Source organism: Streptococcus parasanguinis, from assembly GCF_964238605.1.
GTDB lineage: Bacteria > Bacillota > Bacilli > Lactobacillales > Streptococcaceae > Streptococcus > Streptococcus parasanguinis_AJ.
In genome coordinates this window covers 103,117-116,950 of record NZ_CAXSMM010000005.1, presented here as the reverse complement: position 1 = coordinate 116,950, position 13,834 = coordinate 103,117, and the positions used below count along the sequence as shown (strand labels likewise).

General features: G+C 43.6%; 15 protein-coding genes and 1 tRNA gene. 14 read left to right on the top strand and 2 right to left on the bottom strand.

Annotated elements, in window-relative coordinates; translation table 11 throughout:
* Positions 1 to 262: 262 nt before the first annotated feature.
* On the bottom strand, positions 263 to 607 hold the full coding sequence (locus ACESR9_RS05655; protein WP_049472904.1) for a DUF3397 family protein: 345 nt from the start codon (positions 605 to 607) through the stop codon (positions 263 to 265).
* Between the two features lie 160 nt (positions 608 to 767).
* Between ACESR9_RS05655 and rplK the strand changes: the two genes are divergently transcribed.
* From rplK to ACESR9_RS05620, 7 genes are all read left to right on the top strand, one after another.
* The gene (gene rplK / locus ACESR9_RS05650; RefSeq protein ID WP_003005369.1) at positions 768 to 1,193 is read left to right on the top strand and encodes a 50S ribosomal protein L11; all 426 of its coding nucleotides are present in this window, start codon (positions 768 to 770) and stop codon (positions 1,191 to 1,193) included.
* Between the two features lie 97 nt (positions 1,194 to 1,290).
* A complete protein-coding gene (gene rplA / locus ACESR9_RS05645) occupies positions 1,291 to 1,980 on the top strand; it encodes a 50S ribosomal protein L1 (RefSeq protein ID WP_003005355.1) in 690 nt (229 codons plus the stop codon).
* A gap of 163 nt (positions 1,981 to 2,143) precedes the next feature.
* On the top strand, positions 2,144 to 2,875 hold the full coding sequence (gene pyrH / locus ACESR9_RS05640; RefSeq protein WP_003005706.1) for a UMP kinase: 732 nt from the start codon (positions 2,144 to 2,146) through the stop codon (positions 2,873 to 2,875).
* A 19-nt stretch (positions 2,876 to 2,894) separates the two neighbouring features.
* Positions 2,895 to 3,452, top strand: a complete 558-nt coding sequence (gene frr / locus ACESR9_RS05635) for a ribosome recycling factor (protein ID WP_003005165.1) — start codon at positions 2,895 to 2,897, stop codon at positions 3,450 to 3,452.
* A 99-nt stretch (positions 3,453 to 3,551) separates the two neighbouring features.
* Positions 3,552 to 4,406: an RNA-binding virulence regulatory protein CvfB gene (gene cvfB / locus ACESR9_RS05630; RefSeq protein WP_373105952.1), complete on the top strand. Its 855-nt coding sequence runs from the start codon at positions 3,552 to 3,554 to the stop codon at positions 4,404 to 4,406.
* A 10-nt stretch (positions 4,407 to 4,416) separates the two neighbouring features.
* Positions 4,417 to 4,632, top strand: a complete 216-nt coding sequence (locus tag ACESR9_RS05625) for a YozE family protein (protein WP_003005127.1) — start codon at positions 4,417 to 4,419, stop codon at positions 4,630 to 4,632.
* 79 nt (positions 4,633 to 4,711) lie between these two features.
* Complete coding sequence (locus tag ACESR9_RS05620; RefSeq protein WP_373105951.1) at positions 4,712 to 5,704, top strand: PhoH family protein; 993 nt, start codon at positions 4,712 to 4,714, stop codon at positions 5,702 to 5,704.
* A gap of 332 nt (positions 5,705 to 6,036) precedes the next feature.
* Here ACESR9_RS05620 and ald read toward each other — a convergent pair whose 3' ends face one another.
* A complete protein-coding gene (gene ald / locus ACESR9_RS05615; RefSeq protein WP_037608011.1) occupies positions 6,037 to 7,149 on the bottom strand; it encodes an alanine dehydrogenase in 1,113 nt (370 codons plus the stop codon).
* A 200-nt stretch (positions 7,150 to 7,349) separates the two neighbouring features.
* On the opposite strand from ald, the gene ACESR9_RS05610 reads away from it, so the two are divergent.
* The 7 genes from ACESR9_RS05610 to era all read left to right on the top strand — a co-directional run bounded on the left by ACESR9_RS05610 (position 7,350) and on the right by era (position 13,800).
* On the top strand, positions 7,350 to 7,919 hold the full coding sequence (locus tag ACESR9_RS05610; protein WP_287302997.1) for a GNAT family N-acetyltransferase: 570 nt from the start codon (positions 7,350 to 7,352) through the stop codon (positions 7,917 to 7,919).
* A gap of 50 nt (positions 7,920 to 7,969) precedes the next feature.
* Positions 7,970 to 8,042, top strand: a tRNA-Thr gene (locus tag ACESR9_RS05605).
* Between the two features lie 393 nt (positions 8,043 to 8,435).
* Positions 8,436 to 10,160 carry a tetracycline efflux ABC transporter Tet(46) subunit A gene (gene tetA(46) / locus ACESR9_RS05600; RefSeq protein WP_373105947.1) on the top strand — a complete coding sequence of 575 codons (1,725 nt, stop codon included), beginning with the start codon at positions 8,436 to 8,438 and terminating at the stop codon, positions 10,158 to 10,160.
* 1 nt (position 10,161) lies between these two features.
* Positions 10,162 to 11,898, top strand: a complete 1,737-nt coding sequence (gene tetB(46), locus ACESR9_RS05595; RefSeq protein ID WP_373105946.1) for a tetracycline efflux ABC transporter Tet(46) subunit B — start codon at positions 10,162 to 10,164, stop codon at positions 11,896 to 11,898.
* A 96-nt stretch (positions 11,899 to 11,994) separates the two neighbouring features.
* On the top strand, positions 11,995 to 12,492 hold the full coding sequence (ybeY, locus tag ACESR9_RS05590) for an rRNA maturation RNase YbeY (RefSeq protein WP_003005431.1): 498 nt from the start codon (positions 11,995 to 11,997) through the stop codon (positions 12,490 to 12,492).
* Positions 12,473 to 12,871, top strand: a complete 399-nt coding sequence (locus ACESR9_RS05585; RefSeq protein WP_021153635.1) for a diacylglycerol kinase family protein — start codon at positions 12,473 to 12,475, stop codon at positions 12,869 to 12,871. Before ybeY ends, ACESR9_RS05585 begins: the two co-directional genes overlap by 20 nt.
* 29 nt (positions 12,872 to 12,900) lie before the next feature.
* Positions 12,901 to 13,800, top strand: a complete 900-nt coding sequence (gene era / locus ACESR9_RS05580) for a GTPase Era (RefSeq protein WP_003004993.1) — start codon at positions 12,901 to 12,903, stop codon at positions 13,798 to 13,800.
* The last annotated feature ends 34 nt before the right edge of the window (positions 13,801 to 13,834 follow it).

Below are 13,834 nucleotides of genomic sequence, written 5' to 3'. Positions count from 1 at the left end.
TGAAGAAAAAGATAATTTTGAAACTTTCCTTAGGTGAGTACGGACGTCAGCGAACTTCCACGAAGTTCCATGACTTAGTTTTGAGCCTAAAGTCTCAAAACTCCCGAGTGCTTGAAACATTGTTGTTTCAAGCACTTTTCTCACGGCGGAAAGTTTCAGTAAATATTTGGAGAATATAAAATTAAAATGATTTTAGGCAATGCAGTATCATCTAGGTTATTTATAAAAAAAACAACTCCAAAGATAGAGTTGTCTTTTGGTATTAGATAAACAAACTAGCGGTTAAGATCAGATAGAGCAAGAAGGTAACCAGAAATCCAGCGCGCCAGAAGTATTTGATAAATTTCGGATAATAAAAACTCTTTTTCTTTTTTAAGAAATAAACCGTTAGCCCCAAGGCCAAAAGCGAAAGGCTCAAGGCCAGCAGTGGTAAGAGGCTGTGGTAAAAGGCACTGTCTGAAATCAGGTAGTACTCCAAGGCAAATAAAGGAAAGGCAATATCGGTAGATCGCCATCCTCTTTTTTGGAGTTTAAAGAGGTGAACAATGATGCCGCTCAGAATCAGCGTTAAAAAAATAAATAATACAGAAGCAACTTTGATTAACATAGCTTCATTCTATCATAAAACGAAAAAAAAGTTTACTATATTTTAATTTTTTCTTGCAAAAAAAGAGAAATCGTGTATAATAGAAAGGTATGCACAAAGCATACTTGTGGGAGGTAAAAATCTGTAATTACCGCCAAAACCACAAAGGAGGATTTAAGAAATGGCTAAAAAAGTCGAAAAACTTGTAAAATTGCAAATCCCTGCTGGTAAAGCTACTCCAGCTCCACCGGTTGGTCCAGCGCTTGGTCAAGCAGGTATCAACATCATGGGATTCACTAAAGAGTTTAACGCTCGTACAGCTGATCAAGCTGGTATGATCATCCCAGTTGTTATCACTGTTTATGAAGACAAATCATTCGATTTCGTTACAAAAACACCACCAGCTGCTGTTCTTTTGAAAAAAGCTGCAGGTGTTGAAAAAGGTTCAGGTACACCGAACAAAACGAAAGTTGCAACTGTAACTCGTGCACAAGTACAACAAATCGCTGAAACTAAGATGCCAGATTTGAACGCTGCAAACATTGAGTCTGCAATGCGTATGATCGAAGGTACTGCTCGTTCTATGGGATTCACTGTTACTGACTAATTGTAACAATCCTATTTGCCCGCAATACACTTGATCAAATGACGAGTGACGTGGGAGATGAAAATCGATATGACCACATTACAAGGAGAAAGATAAAATGGCTAAAAAAAGCAAACAACTTCGTGCTGCTCTTGAAAAAATCGACAGCACAAAAGTATACAGCGTAGAAGAAGCTGTAGCTCTTGCAAAAGAAACTAACTTTGCAAAATTTGACGCAACTGTAGAAGTTGCTTACAACTTGAACATCGACGTGAAAAAAGCTGACCAACAAATCCGTGGTGCAATGGTATTGCCAAACGGAACTGGTAAAACAGCTCGCGTACTTGTATTTGCACGTGGTGCAAAAGCTGAAGAAGCAAAAGCTGCTGGTGCAGACTTCGTAGGTGAAGATGACCTTGTTGCGAAAATCAACGATGGTTGGTTGGACTTCGACGTTGTTATCGCTACACCTGATATGATGGCTCTTGTTGGACGTCTTGGACGTGTCCTTGGACCACGTAACTTGATGCCAAACCCTAAAACTGGTACAGTAACAATGGATGTTGCGAAAGCAGTTGAAGAGTCTAAAGGTGGTAAAATCACTTACCGTGCTGATAAAGCAGGTATCGTTCAAGCGATCATCGGTAAAGTTTCATTCGATGATACTAAATTGGTTGAAAACTTTAAAGCTTTCAACGACACAATCCAAAAAGCAAAACCAGCTACAGCTAAAGGTACTTACGTAACTAGCTTGACTTTGACTACAACTCAAGGTCCTGGTATCAAAGTGGATGTTAACTCACTTTAATTGAAATGAAAAGCTGCCTTCGGGTAGCTTTTTTTGTACGCCATTTTTATTTGCTACAGTTGGTAAAACTAATCGGATGGAAAAAAGAAAATTTTGATGGATATGACTATATAAAAAACGTAATTTATGGTAAAATAATACAGATCAAAAAAGGAGAGAGAAAATGGTAGAACCTAAGTATAAACGTATCTTAATCAAGCTATCTGGTGAGGCTCTTGCCGGCGAACGTGGTGTCGGAATCGATATCAAAACTGTCCAAAATATGGCCCAAGAAATCAAGGAAGTTCATGAACTTGGAATTGAAATTGCCTTGGTGATTGGAGGGGGAAACCTTTGGCGTGGAGAACCTGCTGCTGAAGCAGGGATGGATCGTGTCCAAGCAGACTACACAGGTATGCTCGGTACTGTCATGAACGCCCTTGTGATGGCTGATTCACTTCAACAAGTTGGCGTGGATACCCGTGTTCAAACTGCGATTGCTATGCAACAAGTTGCAGAACCTTATATCCGTGGTCGTGCCCTTCGTCACCTTGAAAAAGATCGGATCGTGATCTTTGGTGCAGGGATCGGTTCTCCTTACTTCTCAACAGATACGACCGCAGCCCTTCGTGCAGCTGAGATTGAAGCAGATGCCATTCTCATGGCCAAAAATGGGGTCGATGGTGTTTATAATGCCGATCCGAAAAAAGATGCTTCAGCTGTGAAATTTGAGGAATTGACTCACCGTGATGTGATCAACAAAGGTCTTCGCATCATGGACTCAACAGCCTCTACTCTCTCCATGGACAACGACATTGACTTGGTTGTCTTTAATATGAATGAACCAGGCAATATCAAACGAGTTGTCTTTGGTGAAAATATCGGAACAACCGTATCGAATAACGTAGAAAAATAATAGAAAATAGAGGAAGATTATGGCAAACCCAATTGTAGAAAAAGCAAAAGAAAGAATGACTCAGTCTCACCAAAGTTTGGGACGTGAATTTGGTAGCATCCGTGCTGGACGTGCAAATGCAAGTCTTTTGGATCGTATTTTCGTAGAATACTACGGAGTAGAGACACCATTGAACCAATTGGCATCTATCACCATTCCAGAAGCGCGTGTCTTGTTGATCACACCATTTGATAAATCATCTTTGAAAGACATCGAGCACAGCATCAATGCTTCTGACCTTGGCATCACTCCAGCCAACGATGGATCTGTCATCCGCTTGGTTATACCAGCTTTGACAGAAGAAACTCGTCGTGACTTGGCAAAAGAAGTGAAAAAAGTGGGTGAAAATGCTAAAGTAGCGATCCGTAACATCCGTCGTGATGCTATGGATGAAGCGAAGAAACAAGAAAAAGCAAAAGAAATCACAGAAGATGAATTGAAAGGTCTTGAAAAAGAGATCCAAAAAGTTACGGATGACGCTGTTAAGCATGTAGATGAAATGACAGCGCACAAAGAAAAAGAATTGATGGAAGTTTAATCCATCCCAACCATTACAGGAAAGAAAGACTCAGTTGGCACTGCTGGCTGGGTTTTATTTCCATTATTCTTGTGAAGAGGCAAGAGGAAAGAAGGAAACATGAATACGAATCTAGCAAGCTACATCATGGGAATGGTCATTGATGAAAATGATCACTTCTATTTTGTTCAAAAAGATGGCCAGACCTACGCGCTTGATAAAGCAGAAGGCCCACACCAAGTCGGAGAAAGTGTCAAGGGCTTTGCCTATACAGATATGAAGCAAAAGCTCCGACTCACGACACTTGAAGTCACTGCAACTCAAGAAAGCTTTGGCTGGGGAACGGTCACGGAAGTGCGCAAGGATTTGGGAGTCTTCGTGGATACAGGGCTTCCAGATAAGCAGATTGTTGTCTCACTAGATATCCTACCGGAGATCAAAGATCTATGGCCTAAGAAGGGCGATCGTCTCTATATTCGCTTAGAAGTTGATAAGAAAGATCGGATTTGGGGGATCTTGGCCTACCAGGAAGATTTCCAGCGTTTGGCTCGTCCAGCCTATAACAATATGCAAAACCAAAACTGGCCAGCCATTGTCTACCGCTTGAAATTGTCTGGAACCTTTGTTTACCTTCCAGAGAATAATATGCTGGGCTTTATCCACCCAAGTGAGCGCTATGCAGAACCTCGTTTGGGAGAGGTCTTAAATGCCCGCGTTATTGGTTTTCGTGAGGTGGACCGGACCTTGAATCTATCTTTGAAGCTACGCTCCTTTGAGATGTTGGAAAACGATGCCCAAATGATTTTGACCTATTTGGAAGCCAATGGAGGCTTTATGACCTTGAATGATAAGTCCTCTCCAGAAGAGGTCAAGGCGACTTTTGGGATTTCAAAAGGCCAGTTCAAAAAGGCTTTGGGTGGTTTGATGAAGGCCAAAAAAATCAAGCAAGACCAGTTTGGAACAGAGTTGATCTAAGAGGAGGCTTATGCGAAAATCATTTTATACTTGGCTGATGACGGAGCGCAATCCTAAAAGCAATGCTCCTAAAGCCATTCTAGCAGATCTTGCATTTCACGAGTCTGCTTTTCCCAAGCATACAGATGACTTCGACGAGGTCAGTCGCTATCTAGAAGAGCATGCCAGCTTTTCCTTTAATCTTGGCGATTTTGATGCGATTTGGGAAGAATACCAAGCCCACTAGAGAAGGATAGGTCGAGGATGGTTTTTTCTCGGCCTCTTTGTTATAATAATAGAAAAACACAGGTAGAGAGGTTCTTTATTTGCAAGAACATTCAGTTGAAATTACATTAACGCATCCAGACGATCTCTTTCATTTGTTTGGATCTAACGAACGCCATCTCCGTTTGATGGAGCAAGAATTTGGGGTAACTATTCATGCCCGGACAGAAATCGTCCAAATCATTGGGGAAGAAGAAAGCTGCGAGCAGGTTCGTCAAGTCATTCAGGCTCTTTTGGTCCTCGTTAACCGTGGCATGACCATTGGAACGCCGGATGTGGTGACCGCCATTACCATGGTGAGAAATGGGGAATTGGATAAGTTCATCGCTCTCTATGAAGAAGAGATTATCAAGGATAGTTACGGCAAGCCCATTCGGGTTAAAACACTTGGTCAAAAGATCTATGTCGATAGTGTCAAGAACCATGATGTCACTTTTGGGATTGGACCAGCGGGGACTGGGAAAACCTTCCTAGCAGTGACCTTGGCTGTGACTGCACTCAAGCGTGGTCAAGTCAAGCGGATCATTTTGACGCGTCCTGCTGTTGAAGCTGGAGAGAGCCTTGGTTTCCTACCAGGGGATCTCAAAGAAAAAGTGGACCCTTATCTACGACCGGTCTATGATGCTCTCTACCAGATTTTAGGGAAAGACCAAACAACTCGGATGATGGAGCGGGAGATTATCGAGATTGCGCCTTTGGCTTATATGCGGGGGCGGACCTTGGACGATGCCTTTGTCATCCTCGATGAAGCGCAAAATACCACCATCATGCAGATGAAGATGTTTTTGACCCGTCTTGGTTTTAACTCTAAGATGATTGTCAATGGAGATACCAGCCAGATTGACCTTCCTCGAAATGTCAAATCAGGCTTGATTGATGCTCAGGAGAAATTGAAGAACATTTCTCAAATTGACTTTGTGCATTTCTCTGCTAAGGATGTCGTTCGTCATCCAGTAGTAGCAGAGATTATCCGGGCCTACGAGCCCATTCCGAACCCAGTTGTCAAAGAAAAACTGGATGTGGAAGAAGAATAAAAGAAAAGGCAAAGATCATCGGATCCTTGCCTTAAATTGACGATAAAATCATCTCCTAGCCTTTCCTTAGGTGAGAACGGACGTTAGGTGAAATTATCCAGTGGATGATTTCAGCAATCCAAGAAGTTCCATGACTAATAATTGAGCCTAAGGTCTCAATTATTCCGAGTGCTTGAAACTAAATTGTTTCAAGCACTTTTCTCACGGCGGAAAGTCTCTGAAAATGATTTAAAAAATTCAAAACAACTTGTTTTTTTCAAAACATTTTTAATTAGTTCATATGAAAAAAATAAGTAGTTTGTTTTTTTCGATGGTGATTTTTTTATGATAGTTTAAACCAATTCATCAATTGGTGTGAAGTCACGCTCTAAACCAGTAGCAACTGGTTGGCTTGTGATATGGCCTTGGTAAGTAGTGACACCTTGGCGCAAGCCTTCATCGAGGGCAATTGCCTTGTGGAAGCCATTGTCAGCTAGGGATTCGACATAAGGAAGGGTCACATTGGTAAGGGCGATGGTAGAAGTGCGAGCGACGGCCCCTGGAATATTGGCTACAGCATAGTGGAGCACGCCATGTTTTTCGTAAACTGGTTCCGTATGCGTTGTCACACGGTCTGCTGTTTCGATAACACCACCTTGGTCAACGGCCACATCGACGATGACTGAACCGGGGCGCATTTGTTTAACCATATCGTCTGTCACTAATTTAGGAGCTTTAGCACCAGGAATCAAGACAGCTCCGATGACAACATCGGCATCACGGACGCTGGCTTCAATGTTAAATGGATTGGACATAAGGGTTTGGATTTGATGACCAAAGACATCTTCCAGAACAGCCAAACGTTTAGCACTGATATCTAAGATGGTCACTTGGGCACCAAGTCCAAGGGCGATACGAGCCGCGTGGGTTCCAACGACCCCGCCTCCGATAATGGTAACTTTTCCTTTGGGAACACCTGGCACCCCACCTAGGAGGACGCCTGATCCACCTTCTTGTTTGGTCAGGAAGTGAGCACCGATTTGCACGGCCATCCGTCCAGCCACCTCACTCATTGGCACCAAGAGTGGCAATTGTCCATCTAAGTCTCGAACGGTTTCGTAGGCTACACCAGTTGTCTTGGCTGCAACCATGGCATCTGCTAATTCAGGAGCAGCAGCCATATGCAAGTAAGTAAAGAGCAAGAGGTCTTCGCGAAGGAAGCCATATTCTTCAGCGAGGGGTTCTTTGACTTTGACCACCATCTCAGCGGCCCAAGCTTCTGCAGCAGTCGCAACGATGGTTGCCCCTTGCTTCGTGTAATCTTCATCCGCAAAGCCAGAACCAAGTCCGGCATTTGTTTCCACCAAAACGTGATGACCTTTCTTCACCAAGCTTTGTACACCTGCAGGTGTCAAACCGACCCGATTTTCGTTGTTTTTAATTTCTTTAGGAATTCCAATGAGCATTCTTGCCTCCTTACTCAGATTTAGGTGTAAAAAGGCCATTGGTGTGAGATGGCTCTCTTGACTCAATGACCTTTTCACTCCTTATCTGATTGTTTTGATTGATTTAATTGTATAGAAAAGTGGGTTAAAAAGCAAGAAAAATTTGAGCTTGCCTTCCTTTAGACTATTTGCTAAACTAATCCCTAAAGAAGGAGTGTCAAATGGAAAATTTATATGTGAAGTTAGCGGCTTATCGTGAAGTGGAGACAGAGCGTTTGCACTTGCGTCCGGTCACTCTTGAAGACGCACCAGCTATGTTTGAGTATGCTTCTGATGAGACAGTTACGCGCTATACCTTTGCAACCAATCATAGTCTTGAAGAGACGCGTAATAATATTGCCCTCTTTTACCTAGCGAGCCCACTTGGAAGATGGGGGATCGAGCTCAAAGAGAATGGAAAATTTATCGGGACGATTGATTTACTGGATTTGGATCTTTCTCTGAAGAAGGGGAGTATCGGCTATGTTCTGAATAAAGACTATTGGAACCAGGGTCTTGCGACAGAGGCTACCAAGGCAGTCATTGCCTTGGCTTTTGAACAGTTAGGGATGAACAAGCTAATTGCTGTTCATGATCAGGACAACCCAGCTTCTGGACGGGTGATGGCCAAATCAGGGATGAAATATTCTCACGAGGAGCCCTACGCGATGCTAGACCTGCATGAAGAAGGGAGAATGGTGACGAGAGTTCATTATGTCCTCACGAAGGAAGAATATTTGTCAGAAAAATGAGTCAGGATATTGACAAAAGACCTATCTCCATGATATAGTAGATAGGTACTGCTGGTTTAGCTCAGTCGGTAGAGCGCATCCATGGTAAGGATGAGGTCGCCGGTTCAATCCCGGCAACTAGCATATCAGAAGAGAGAAGCTTAGAGAAGATCTAGGCTTCTTTTTTTGCGAGTCCATCTTTAAAAGTCCGGTTTTTTCAACAATTTTCAAAAAAACGTTGACAAGCAAGGAAATCCGTGGTAAAGTTAGAACAACAAAGAGAAAGGAGAAAACCATCATGAACAAAGTAGATGTTTTGATGACACAATTGAATACACAGCTTCTCCAATCTCAGTTGAGTTCGATGTAAACTATAAATGGAACCCAAGATGGAGGAGTTTGTCTTGGGTTTTTTGTATGCATTTTTACCTGCCTTAACTGAATTGGTGATAGGCATCAGAAGGCCCAAGTGTGGACTGAGCACGTACTCAGCTCCTTGCTTGGGTTTTTTCTGTGCCATTTTGAAAAGGAGAATATATGATCAGAGCTATTTGGGAGTATATCAGGGAGCGCAAGTGGCGATATGTGAAGATCGCTATGGTCCTGATTCTTTATGATTACACCTTATTGATCCCGACGCAAGTTATCCAGCGTTTAGTGGATCATTTGAGTCAGCAGACGCTGACGCAATCGAACTTTGTATGGGATATGGTCCTCTTGGTAGGATCAGCCATCCTCAATTACCTGACGGCTTTTTATTGGCAGTTGCGACTTTTTCAGTCGTCAGTCCATTTCAAGGCGACCCTTCAGGGACAAGCGTTTCGTAAGCTAGTAGCTATGCGGCGTCCCTTTTTTGAGAAATTCCGTTCAGGAGATCTCTTGACGCGCTTTACGACAGATGTGGATGGGATGGCCGATATGGCTGGTTACGGGATGATGGTGCTCCTGTTTGGCGGTGGCTTGTTTGCCTTTATTATTCCGACCATGTTTTTCATTTCTTGGCAATTAACCTTGATTTCCTTTATTCCCATGATCTTCCTCGTCGTCTCTACCTATTTTTTGAGTAGAAAGCAGGAGGAGTATGTTGAGCAAAACCGGGAAGCAGTCGCTCAGTTGAACGATGAGGTCTTGGAGTCGATCGAAGGGATCCGGGTCATGCGGGCCTATAGTAGACGGGACCAGCAGGTCAAACAGTTTCAGAAAAAAACAGCCAGTCTATCCAAAACGGGGGATAAAATTGCCTCTATCCAGTATTCTTTTGGACCTTTAGCCCTGTTGTTTATTGGATTCTCGACAGTCTTGCTCCTGCTATATGGAGGCCAGTCCCTGGCAAGCGGGCAGTTGAGTCTTGGGAAATTATTGGCTTTACAGCTGTATTTGGTCTTTTTAATTGAGCCTATGTGGATGATAGCGGACCTGATCTTGGTCTACCAGACAGGGCAAATGTCCTATAAAAAATTAAAAGAAGTGATTGATGAAACAGATGATCTGGAGCCAGATGGTCCTCACTACCTAGAGCAGATTGATTTGGTGCAGTTTAAGGACTATTCTTTCAGCTATCCTGGTGCTGAGCGAAAGAGCCTGTCAGGCATTGATTGGACCATCCAGAAAGGACAGACGGTTGGAATTGTTGGTCGTACCGGAGCAGGAAAGACTACCCTGGTTCGACAATTCTTGCGGCAGTACCCAGTTGGTGAGGGAGAGTTTTTGGTCAACCAGCAACCGATCGTGGACTACAACCGACACTCCATCGAAGAAAAAATTGGCTATGTTTCCCAAGAACATATTTTATTCTCCAAGTCTATCCGTGAGAATATAGCGCTTGGTAAAAAAGGAGCCAGCCAAGATGACTTGGTGGAAGCAGTAGCCCAAGCTGCTTTTGCGGATGATCTCGAGCGGATGTCTCAGGGAATGGACACCCTGATCGGTGAGAAAGGGGTCTCTGTATCAGGAGGTCAAAAACAACGGATCTCTTTGGCGCGTGCCTTCTTAAGAGATGCTGAGCTCTTGCTGTTAGATGATTCCCTTTCGGCGGTGGATGCGAAGACTGAACAGGCCATTATTGACACGATTCAAAAAGAACGAAAAGACAAGACGACCATCATTGTTTCCCATCGCTTGTCGGCTGTTCATCAGGCGGATTGGATCATCGTCTTGGATCAAGGGCAGATTGTAGAAGAAGGCAGGGCTAGTGATTTATTAGCTCAAGAGGGCTGGTATTATGAACAATACCAACGGCAACAAAAACAGGAAGGAGAATAAGATGAAAGTTTTAAAACGATTATTATCGAGGATCACGCTTTATCCAACTGTCTTTCTTGCTGGCTTTATTTGCCTCTTACTAGCCACCATTTTTTCTGAATTGTCTCCCTTTCTTCTCCAAAAGATGATCGATGGGCCTTTGACCGCACTGACCCACGGTGGCGGGCAAGGTGACTTGCTTCAGATGGGAGGATTCTATCTCTTGGTCTTGAGCCTGGGACAGCTGATTAGCTACTTGGGAAATCGGATCTTGCTACATGGAAGTAATCAAGTAACCGCTAGTCTGAGAGACCAAGCCTTTCAAGTCATGCAAGGGCTACCTATTTCTTTTTTTGATGATAAGCCGGCTGGGAAGATCGCGACAAGAATTGTCAATGATACGGAGACCTTGCGGACCCAGTTTTATAACTCTTGTATGATTTTAGTCATCTATTTGGTGCGTTTCCTCTTTATTCTAGGAATTCTCTTTTATCTGAGTCCTATGATGGGCCTTCTCTTGTGTTTGGTCTTTCCAATTTTCTATGGAATCCAGTATCTCTACAAGGTCATGACGGATCAGCCTATGAAGGATTTCTTTGATGCGCGAAGCGAGGTCAATACCCAGGTCAATGAACTCTTGCATGGTGCCAGTATGATTCAACTCTATCATCAAGAGCCTGGTGTGGTGGAGGAGTTTGAAGCCACTACCCAGAAGATGTTAGGAGCCAATGATCGAATCCTCTTAGCCGATTCTATCGCTTCTTGGACCTTGACGGAATTGCTCAAGTTTTTAGTGATTGCAGGCATTTTGACTATCGCTGGGATTTCTTTCCTAGAGGGTAATATCGGTGTGACGGCTGGTTTCTTATTTATCAATATTAACTATGTCATTAATCTATTTGATCTCATGGCCAATCTCAGTCGTCAATTCCCGAATATTCGGCGATCCTTAGAAACGGGGAGCCGCGTCCTTGCTTTCTTAGACCAACCATTAGAGGCCGATGGTGCATCGGAACTGAAGATAGAAAAGTCTCAAGTCGTGTTTGACGACGTTCAATTTGCTTATGAAGAAGGCAAACCAGTTCTACAGGATATTGCCTTTCAGGCTAGTCCTGGGGAAACCATCGCTCTTGTGGGCCATACTGGATCGGGTAAGTCTTCTATTATGAACCTGCTCTATCGTTTTTATGATCCTCAAGAAGGAGCGATTTTGATCGATGGTCAAGATATTCGCCAAGTCTCTCGTGAGAGCCTACGTAGCCACATGGGGATTGTCCTGCAGGATCCTTATCTATTTACAGGGACCATTGCTAGTAATGTGGCCATGAATCAGAATCACATTGATCGGGATGCAGTCCAAGATGCCTTGAAAAAAGTCGGGGCTTGGCCCTTTGTAGAGCGCCTTGAAAAGGGGATCGACCATCCAGTCGTAGAAAAAGGATCCGCCTTTTCAAGTGGCGAGCGCCAATTGATTTCCTTTGCGCGGACGCTCTATATGAATCCGCAAATTCTGATTTTGGATGAGGCAACCTCTCACATCGATACGGAAACAGAAGAAATCATCCAGAAGGCTATGGCAGTCCTGCAAAAGGGACGGACCACCTTTATCATTGCCCATCGCTTGTCCACTATTCAAGATGCGGATCAGATCTTAGTCTTATCTGAAGGACGCATTGTGGAGCGTGGTAGACACGAGGAACTGGTTGCACAAGGCGGGATCTATGCCCAGATGAATGCCATTCAGCAAACAGTGGGGTAAGATTGTCCTGTAAAGAAAAAGATTGAAAACCAGCCTGTATCTAGTATATAGGCTGGTTTTATGCTATAATGAAGTGATAATAGTGAGGTGATCCAGATGTATATTGAAATGGTAGATGAGACTGGTCAAGTCTCTGACGAAATCTTAAAACAAACACAAGAAATTTTAGAATTTGCTGCTCAAAAAATTGGGAAAGAAGACAAGGAAATGGCCGTGACTTTTGTAACCAATGAACGCAGTCATGAACTAAATCTTGAATACCGTGATACGGATCGTCCGACGGATGTCATCAGTTTAGAATACAAACCAGAGATGGAGATTTCTTTTGATGAGGAAGACCTTGCAGAAAATCCAGAATTAGCAGAGATGATGGCTGAATTCGATACCTATATTGGGGAGCTCTTTATTTCAATTGACAAGGCGCGTGAGCAAGCCGAAGAATATGGCCACAGCTTTGAGCGCGAAATGGGATTTTTGGCAGTACATGGTTTTCTTCACATCAATGGCTATGATCACTATACGCCGGAAGAAGAAAAGGAAATGTTTGGCTTACAGGAAGAGATTTTGACAGCCTATGGACTCACAAGACAATAAGCGAAAATGGAAAAATCGGGACTTCACTTCAAGCCTGGAGTTTGCGATAACAGGAATTTTTACTTCGATCAAAGAAGAGCGCAATATGCGCAAGCATGCCTTATCAGCCCTTGCAGCAATTCTTGCTGGTTTGGTATTTAGGATTTCTGCGACAGAATGGCTCTTTTTATTGCTCAGTATCACCTTGGTGATTGCTTTTGAAATTATGAATTCAGCCATTGAAAATGTGGTGGATTTAGCTAGTAACTACCATTTCTCCATGTTGGCAAAGAATGCCAAAGACATGGCGGCTGGAGCAGTCCTGGTCGTATCAGGTTTTGCCCTACTAACAGGACTGGTGATTTTTGTGCCCAAATTCTGGGCCTTGGTATTTGGATAAGAGGGAGTATGCCCTCGTGAAAGGATAATATGACATTTAAATCAGGCTTTGTAGCCATTTTAGGACGTCCCAATGTTGGGAAGTCAACGTTTTTGAACCATGTCATGGGGCAAAAAATTGCCATCATGAGTGACAAAGCGCAGACAACGCGCAATAAGATTATGGGGATTTATACGACCGATAAGGAACAGATCGTCTTTATCGATACTCCAGGGATTCACAAACCCAAGACAGCGCTTGGAGACTTCATGGTGGAGTCGGCCTATAGCACTCTTCGAGAAGTGGATACGGTTCTCTTTATGGTGCCAGCAGATGAACCGCGTGGGAAGGGCGATGACATGATCATCGAGCGCCTCAAGGCTGCTAAGGTACCGGTTATTCTGGTGGTCAATAAGATCGACAAGGTGCACCCAGACCAACTCTTGGCGCAAATCGATGACTTCCGTAGTCAGATGGATTTCAAGGAAATCGTGCCGATTTCAGCCCTCCAAGGAAACAATGTTTCGCGTTTGATTGATATTTTGAGTGAAAACTTGGAAGAAGGTTTCCAATATTTCCCTGCCGACCAAATCACTGACCATCCAGAGCGCTTCTTGGTCTCTGAAATGATCCGCGAAAAGGTCTTGCACTTGACGCGGGAAGAAATTCCTCACTCTGTTGCCGTAGTCGTGGATTCCATGAAGCGGGATGAAGAAACCGATAAGGTTCATATCCGTGCAACCATCATGGTCGAGCGCGATAGCCAAAAAGGGATTGTCATTGGAAAAGGTGGCGCCATGCTCAAGAAGATCGGAACCCTTGCGCGTAAGGATATCGAGCTCATGCTAGGGGACAAAGTCTTCCTAGAAACCTGGGTCAAGGTCAAGAAAAATTGGCGGGATAAGAAATTAGACCTAGCTGATTTCGGATACAACGAAAAAGAATATTAAGAAGAGGTGGGCAGAAGCCTGCTTCTTGTTTTTG